This is a genomic window from Actinacidiphila paucisporea (assembly GCF_900142575.1).
In the GTDB taxonomy this organism is placed as follows: domain Bacteria; phylum Actinomycetota; class Actinomycetes; order Streptomycetales; family Streptomycetaceae; genus Actinacidiphila; species Actinacidiphila paucisporea.
Genome location: NZ_FRBI01000033.1, coordinates 64563 through 72929, shown reverse-complemented (window position 1 = coordinate 72929; position 8367 = coordinate 64563). Strand labels below are relative to the sequence as shown.

The following is an 8367-nucleotide window of genomic DNA, read 5'->3' as shown; positions in this document are numbered from 1 at the left end:
CTCGAAAACCGCTGGCTCGACGGCACCGAACTCGACGCCGGCTACTGGTACCGCAACCTCCGCCACACCGTCCGCTTCGCCGACGCCACCACCGCGCTCGCCGCTGACGGCTACCGGGCCTTCATCGAGGTCAGCCCGCACCCCGTCCTCGTGCCGAGCATCACCGAAACCCTCGACAACCACACCCAAGACCCCACCGTGGCCACCGGCACCCTCCGACGCGACGACGGCGGCCTCGACCGACTCCTCCTCTCCGCCGCCGAACTCCACGTACGCGGCATCACCGTCGACTGGACCCCCACCTACTCCCACGCCGGCCCCGTACGCCCCGCCGACCTCCCCACCTACGCCTTCCAACACAAGCGCTACTGGCTCGAACCCGGTCCGGCACGCGGTGACCTGGCGGATGCCGGACTCGACGCGGCCGGACACCCGCTGCTGGAGGCCGGGCTGACCCTGGCCGGGAGCGAGAGCGCGGTCTTCACCAGCCGGTTGACCACCCGCGGTCTGCCGTGGCTCGCCGACCACCGGGTGGGCGGGGCGGTGCTGGTGCCGGGGACGGCCCTGCTGGACGCGCTGGTGCACGCTGGAGAGACGCTGGCGGCCCCGGTGGTCGAGGAGTTGACGATCTCGGCGCCCGTCGTGGTGCCGGACGGCGGTGGCATCGACCTGCAACTGCACGTCGCCGAGCCGGTCGACGGCCGCAGGACCGTACGGCTGCTGACGCGTACGGGCACGGGCGCGGGCAGGGAGTGGGCCGAGAACGCCACCGGTGTGCTCGTCGCGGACCCTGGTGACTCCCCCACGTCCGACAGCCCCCTGACTGGCACGGACCTGGTGCAATGGCCGCCTGCCGGTGCGCTGCCGCTCGATCTGGCAGGGCTCTACGACCGGCTCACCGTCGACTACGGCCCCGCCTTCCGCGCCGTGGAGTCTGCCTGGACCCGCGACGGCCGCGTGTACGCCCAACTCCGCCTGCCTGCAGGCACCGAGCCCACCGGATACGGACTGCACCCCGCGCTGCTCGACGCCGCCCTGCACCCGCTCACGGCAGCCGGATTCTTCCCCGAGCCGGACCGGCCACGGCTCGCCTTCTCCTGGTCGGGCGTCCGGCTGTACGCGGCCGGCGCACGGTCGCTGCGGGTCGTCGTGGCCCACGCGGGACCTGACACCCTTGCTCTGCGGGCAGCGGACGACAGCGGTGCGCCAGTTGTCGACGTGGCCGCGCTGACCGTGCGCCCGGTGGACCCCGCCCGGTTGGTCCCGTCACAAGCGGCGCTGCACGAGGTCGTCTGGGTGCCGGCGCCCGCCGCCGACCAGCCCGCCGACAGCGGGAGTTGGGCCTACCACGCCGACTTGGGCGGCGCCGTCCCACCGCCGGTCGTCCTGCTCCCCGTCGGGGACGGGGACCGGCGGGCAACGGTGCCGGAGCGCGTGCACGCCGTGGGGGGCGAAGTGTTGCGGGCGCTGCAGGACTGGCTCGCGGACCCGCGGACCCAGGAATCGACCCTGGTCGTCGTGACACGGCCGGGCGACCTCGTGCACGAACCGGTGCGCGGGCTCGTACGGGCCGCGCAGTCCGAGAATCCGGAGCGCTTCGTCCTGGTCGAGGCCGAGGACCCGGCCGCCGCTCCCGCCGCGCACGCCGCGCTGCCGGGCGAGCCGCAGATCGCGGTACGCGGCGGGCAGCGCTCGGTCGCCCGGCTGCGCAGGGCGGAACAGCCCTCCCCCGCCCTCCCGTCGCGGCTCGCGGGCGGCACCGTGCTGGTCACCGGCGCCACCGGCGGCCTGGGCAGGCTGCTCGCCGCCCACCTCGTACGGGCGCACGGCGTCAGGGAGTTGTTGCTCATCAGTCGAAGCGGCGTGTCGGAGGCGCAGCTCGCGGAGCTGTCCGGGCTCGGCGCGGAGGTACGGGCGGTGGCCGCGGACGCCGCCGACCGGGACGCGCTTGCCGCAGTCGTCGCATCGGTCGCCGAGCGGCTGTCGGCGGTCGTGCACGTGGCCGGGGTCGTCGCGGACGGCGTCATCGGAGCACTTGATGCCGACGCTTGGGCAACCGCGCTACGTCCCAAGGTCGATGCCGCCTGGCATCTGCACGAACTCACCGCGGACCTGGAGCTGTCGGCCTTCATCCTCTACTCCTCGGCCTCCGGTGTCCTCGGCGGTGCGGGCCAGGGGAACTACGCGGCAGGCAACGCCTTCCTCGACGCGCTCGCCGCCCACCGCCACAGCCTCGGGCTGCCGGCCGTGTCGCTGGCCTGGGGGCTGTGGGCCGAGAGCGCCGGCATGGGCGGCAGGCTCAGCGCAACGGACCTGGCCAGGATGGCCAGGTCCGGCACCAGGCCGCTGTCGGCCGAGCAGGGTCTGGGACTCTTCGACGCGGCCTTGGAGAGCGACCGGGCCGCGCTGGTCCCGATCCGCCTCGACTACTCGGCCCTTGGCCGCGCCGGCGGCGACACGCCTGCTCTGCTGCGGGAGTTGGCGCCCACCAGGCCGAGCCGCCGTGCACTGCGCCTGGCCGTCACCTCCGCCGCGGACGGCGGCGGCGCCCCGCTGGCCGCGAGGCTGGCGGCATTGAGCGACCGGGAGCGCGACGAGCTGCTGCTCGGCGTCGTGCGCGACACCGCCGCGGCCGTGCTCGGGCACGCCTCGGCCGCGACGCTCGACGTGCAGCGGGCGTTCAAGGAACTCGGCATCGACTCCCTCACAGCGGTCGAGCTGCGCAACCGCCTGGGCGCCGCCACCGGACTGCGGCTGCCCGCCACACTGGTCTTCAACTACCCGACGCCCAGCGCTCTGGCCGCCCACCTGCGAACCGAACTGGTCGGCGAGGCACCGCAGTCAGCGCCGGCTGCCCTTGAACAGCCGCGCGCCACGCCGGCCGACGACCCGATCGCGATCGTCGGCACCGCCTGCCGGTTCCCCGGCGGCCTCGACTCCGCCGACGACCTGTGGAGTTTCGTGGCGTCGGGCGGCGACGCCATCACCGCGCTGCCGGTCGACCGCGGTTGGGACCTGGAGGGCAGCTACGACCCCGACCCCGACGTGGCAGGGCGCACGTACGTCCGCGGTGGCGGATTCCTGCCCGGCATCGCCGACTTCGACGCCGCCTTCTTCGGCATCAACCCGCGTGAGGCGCTGGCGATGGACCCGCAGCAGCGGCTGCTGCTCGAAGTCTCCTGGGAGGTGCTCGAACGCGCCGGCATCGACCCCGCCGCGCTGCGCGCCACCGCGACCGGCGTCTTCATCGGCACCCATGGCCAGGACTACGGAACCCACGGCACCGGCGGCCAGGCGGACGAGGGCTACCTGGTCACCGGCAACGCCGGCAGCGTCCTGTCCGGCAGGCTCTCCTACACCCTGGGCCTGGAAGGTCCGGCCGTGACCGTCGACACGGCCTGCTCGTCGTCGCTGGTCGCGCTGCACCTGGCGGCGCAGGCGCTGCGTGCGGGCGAGTGCGACCTCGCGCTGGCCGGCGGCGCGTCCGTGATGTCCACCCTCGAAGGTGTCATCGGGTTCTCCCGGCAACGCGGACTCGCCACGGACGGCCGCAGCAAGGCCTTCGCGGACACCGCGGACGGCTTCGGCATGTCGGAGGGCGTGGGCGTACTGCTCCTCGAACGGCTGTCGGACGCCCGCAGGTCGGGACACGAGGTGCTGGCGGTGGTGCGGGGCTCCGCCGTCAATCAGGACGGCGCGTCGAACGGACTGACCGCGCCCAACGGCCCTTCCCAGGAACGGGTGATCAGGCAGGCTCTCGCCAACGCCGGGCTGTCGGCCACCGATGTGGACGCCGTCGAGGCGCACGGCACCGGTACCCCGCTGGGCGACCCCATCGAGGCACACGCGTTGCTCGCCACCTACGGTGCCGGGCGGCCGGCCGAACGGCCGCTGTGGTTCGGGTCGGTGAAGTCCAACATCGGTCATACTCAGGCCGCTGCGGGCGCTGCCGGCGTCATCAAGATGGTCGAGGCGATACGCCACCGCCGGCTTCCGCGCACCCTGCACGCCGACACCCCGTCCTCGCACATCGACTGGTCGTCCGGCGGCATCCGGCTGCTGACCGAGGACCGCGAATGGTCCGCCGGGGACGGCAAGCCGCGCAGGGCCGGCGTGTCCGCCTTCGGGGTGAGCGGCACCAACGCGCACGTGATCATCGAGGAGCCGGAAGCCGCGTCGGAGCGCACGGGGCCACCGACAGGACCGAGTACGGAGGCTGGGGGAACGGACGCCGCAGAGCCGTCCGGCACCGTGCAGGCCGAGGGGTCCCGGCAGGTCGTCGTACCGTGGCCGGTGTCCGCCGCGACACCTGCCGCGCTGCGGGCACAGGCTCGGCGACTGGCGGAGTACGCCGCCGGGCGGCCGGGGCTCGACGCCGCCGGTGTCGGGCGCACCCTGTCCACCGCCCGCACCCTGTTGCCGGAGAGGGCTGTCGTCGTCGCGGCCGGCCGGGCGTCCGCCCTCGACGGTCTTGCCTCGCTGGCCCGTGGCGAGGCCGGGCCGCTGCTCGCCACCGGGACGGCGGACGTGGAAGGCCGCCGGGTCTTCGTCTTCCCGGGGCAGGGGGCGCAGTGGGCGGGGATGGGGAGGGCGCTGCTGGCCGAGTCGCCGGTCTTCGCGGAGAGCCTGGGCCTGGTCGCCGAAGCCCTTTCTCCTTACGTGGACTGGTCGTTGCTCGACGCCGTCCGGGACGGTGTGCCGTCGCTGGACCGGGTCGACGTCGTCCAACCGGTGTCCTTCGCGGTGATGGTCTCCCTCGCCCGGGTATGGCAGTCGCTCGGCGTCACACCCGAGGCCGTGGTCGGCCACTCACAGGGCGAGATCGCCGCCGCACACATCGCCGGCGCACTCACCCTCCAAGACGCCGCAGCCGTGGTCGCCCTACGCTCCCAAGCCATCGCCCGCGGCCTCGCAGGCCGCGGCGGCATGGTCTCCCTCGCCGTCCCTGTCGAAGCCGTCCAAGAACGCCTCGGCAACGGAATCGAACTAGCGGCCGTCAACGGCCCCACCTCAGTCGTCGTCGCCGGCGACCCCACCGCCCTGAACACCCTCGTCGCCGCCTACGAAGCCGAAGGCATACGAGTCCGCCGCGTCCCCGTCGACTACGCCTCCCACACCTCCCACGTCGAAGCCATCGAGACCGACCTCGCGCACCTCCTGGCGGACGTGAAACCGCAGTCCGCCCACACCCCCATCTACTCCACCCTCGAAAACCGCTGGCTCGACGGCACCGAACTCGACGCCGGCTACTGGTACCGCAACCTCCGCCACACCGTCCGCTTCGCCGACGCCACCACCGCCCTCGCCGCCGACGGCTACCGGGCCTTCATCGAGGTCAGCCCCCACCCCGTCCTCGCCCACAGCCTCTCGGAGGCCCTCGACCTCGCCGCGCCACGCCGGCCCTCGGTCGTCACCGGCACCCTCCGGCGCGACGACGGCGGCCTCGACCGACTCCTCCTCTCCGCCGCCGAGCTGTACGTACGCGGCATCACCGTCGACTGGACCCCCGCCTTCGCCCACGCCGGCCCCGTACGCCCCGCCGACCTCCCCACCTACGCCTTCCAGCACCGCCACTACTGGCTGGAGTCGGCTCCCGCCACGACGACCTCAGGAGCGCCTCCCATGGACACCGGCACCGACGTTGACGACATCGCGACCGACGCGGCACCAGGCGCCGCGCTCGCCCGCAAGCTGGCGGGGCTGGCACCGCAGGAGCGCGCCGCGGTACTGCTCGACCTGGTGCGGGGGGAGGCCGCGGCGGTGCTCGGGCACGAGGCGGCGGAGTCGGTCGGCCCGGACACCGTGTTCTTCGACGTCGGCTTCGTCTCGCTCACCGCCGTGGAGCTGCGCAACCGGCTGCAGGCGGCGACCGGCCTGGAGCTGCCCGCGCTGCTGGTCTTCGACCAGCCGACACCCGCCGACGTCGCCTCGCAGCTCGGGACGTTGCTCGCCGGCTCGACGAACGAGGGGAGCTGACCTCCGTGTTCTCCGTCGACACCTACCTCAAGGCACTGGATTTCCGCGGCCGGCCCGAACCCACCTGGGACACGCTGCGCGAGCTGCACAAGCGGCACCTCATCGCGCTGCCCTACGACTCCTCCCTCAACTCCGGCCGTGGCACGGAGCTGTGGGCGGGCGTGGACATCGACGTGGACGCCGTGTTCGACGCGATCGTACTGGGCGGGCGCGGCGGGGTCTGCTACGAGCTCAACGGGTTGTTCCGCCGCCTGCTCGACCGGCTCGGCTATGCCACGGGCGTGCTGGCTGCCGGCATCAGGCAGGTGGACGGCACCTTCGGGCCCGACTTGGAGCATGTCTTCAACTACGTCCGGCTGGACGGGCGGTTGCTGCTGGCCGACGTGGGCTTCGTCGGGCCTTCCTACCTCGAACCACTGCCGGTGGAGCCCGACACCGTCAGCCACCAGTACGGCAACGACTTCAGGATCGTCCGGGCCGACGGCTACCACGTCGTGCAGCGCAAGGGCAGGACCAGCGGCTGGCAGGCGGTCTACCGCTTCCACCCGCGGCCCCGGGAGCTGTCCGAATGGCAGGTACCCGCACCGGAGTTGGCGCGCTTCGCGCGGGAACTCGCGGGGACGGGAATCGTCGTGCGGGGCCGGGCCTTCGACGGCGGGCAGCGCATCCTCATCGGCCGGCGCCTGGTCACGGTGGACAACGGCCATGAGCGGATGCGCGGCGTCGTGGACGCCGACGACTACGCCCGCGTCCTGGCCGACATCCTGCGCCAGGACGTTCGGTGAGCGACGCGGGAGCCGCGGCGGAGACCGCGGACGTCGTGGTCGTCGGATACGGGCCGGTCGGGCAGGTCACCGCGATCCTGCTGGCTGCGCGAGGGCACCGCGTCACGGTGCTGGAACGGTGGCCGCAGCCGTATCCGATGCCGCGTGCGGTGTCCTTCGACGGCGAGTCCGCCCGGGTCCTCGCCGCCGCGGGCGTCGGCGAGGCGCTGACGTCGATCGCCGAGCCGTCCAGGGACTACGTGTGGCACAACGCGGAGGGGCGCGCCCTCTTCCGCGTCGATGTGGCCGAACACGGCCACTCCGGGTGGCCCGACTCGACCTCCGTGTACCAGCCGGGACTTGAGGCGGCGCTGGCCGAGCGGGGCGCCGCGCTCCCGACGCTGCGGGTGCTGCGCGGCAGCCGGGTGACCGGGCTCACCGACCACGGCGACCGGGTGACGGTACGGGTCGAGGGCGACCGGCCGGCCACGGTCACCGCCCGCTGGGTGGTGGGCTGCGACGGTGCGAACAGCCTGGTCCGGGGCGAACTCGGTATCACCTCGACGGACTTCGCCTTCTTCGACGACTGGCTGACCTGCGATGTGGCGCTGCACGAGCCGCGGGTCTTCGAGCCGAACAACCTGCAGGTGTGCGACCCCGCCAGGCCGCGCACCGCCGTGTCGGCGGGACCCGGACACCGGCGCTGGGAGTTCATGCGGCTCCCGGGAGAGGACGCCGAGGAGTTCGGCTCCGAGAGCAACGCCTGGCGGCTGCTGGGCCTGTTCGGCATCGACCGGGACAACGCGACCTTGGAGCGGCACGCCGTCTACACTTTCCAGGCGCGCTACGCCGACCGGTGGCGTCAGGGCAGGGTGCTGCTCGCCGGTGACGCGGCGCATCTGATGCCGCCCTTCGCCGGGCAGGGCATGTGCTCGGGTTTCCGGGACGCCGCCAACCTCGCCTGGAAGCTGGACCTGGTCCTCGCCGGCCGGGGCGGTGCGGGGCTGCTCGACACGTACACCGAGGAACGGCGCGAGCACGTATCGCACGCGCTGCGGATGTCGATGGACCTGGGCAAGGTGATCTGCCAGACCGACCCGGCCGCCGCCCGCGACCGGGACACGGTGATGCTGGCCGCGCAGGAGCGGGCCGGGCGGCGGGAGGTGGGCGCGGCGCGACCGCGGACGCCGGTGCGGGCCCTCGACGGCGGTCTGCTGCGGCTGGGCGGGGACGGCCGCCCGGTGCGGCCCGCGGGCGAACTGGTACCGCAGGGGCGGGTGTCCGCGGGCGGGGAGTCCGGCTGGTTCGACGAGGTGGTGGGTCGGGGCTTCGTCCTGCTCACCGACCGGCCGGCCGCGCTGCTGCTCGGCGCGGAGGAGCGCGAGATCCTCCGGCTCCTGGGGGCGCGGATCGTGCACCTCGTGCCGGCCGGGGCGCGGGGTGCGGGAACGGTCGAGGACACCGACGGGGTCTATCTGCCGTATCTGGCGGCGTCCGGCGCCGCCGCCGTGCTGGTCAGGCCGGACTTCTACGCGGTGGGCGGGGCCCGGGACCGCGACGGGCTCGCGGCGCTGCTCGGCGACCTGCGAGCCCGTCTGGCGGTGGACATCCCCGTGGCGGGTTGACC

Annotated in this window: 3 protein-coding genes; all 3 read left to right on the top strand. The window is 73.7% G+C overall.

Annotated elements, in window-relative coordinates:
• A partial coding sequence (locus BUE44_RS31725) for a type I polyketide synthase (protein WP_143172629.1) occupies positions 1 to 5976 on the top strand: 5976 nt, incomplete at its 5' end.
• 5 nt (positions 5977 to 5981) lie between these two features.
• The gene (locus BUE44_RS31720; protein WP_073502470.1) at positions 5982 to 6761 is read left to right on the top strand and encodes an arylamine N-acetyltransferase family protein; all 780 of its coding nucleotides are present in this window, start codon (positions 5982 to 5984) and stop codon (positions 6759 to 6761) included.
• A complete protein-coding gene (mhpA, locus tag BUE44_RS31715; protein ID WP_073502469.1) occupies positions 6758 to 8365 on the top strand; it encodes a bifunctional 3-(3-hydroxy-phenyl)propionate/3-hydroxycinnamic acid hydroxylase MhpA in 1608 nt (535 codons plus the stop codon). Before BUE44_RS31720 ends, mhpA begins: the two co-directional genes overlap by 4 nt.
• The last annotated feature ends 2 nt before the right edge of the window (positions 8366 to 8367 follow it).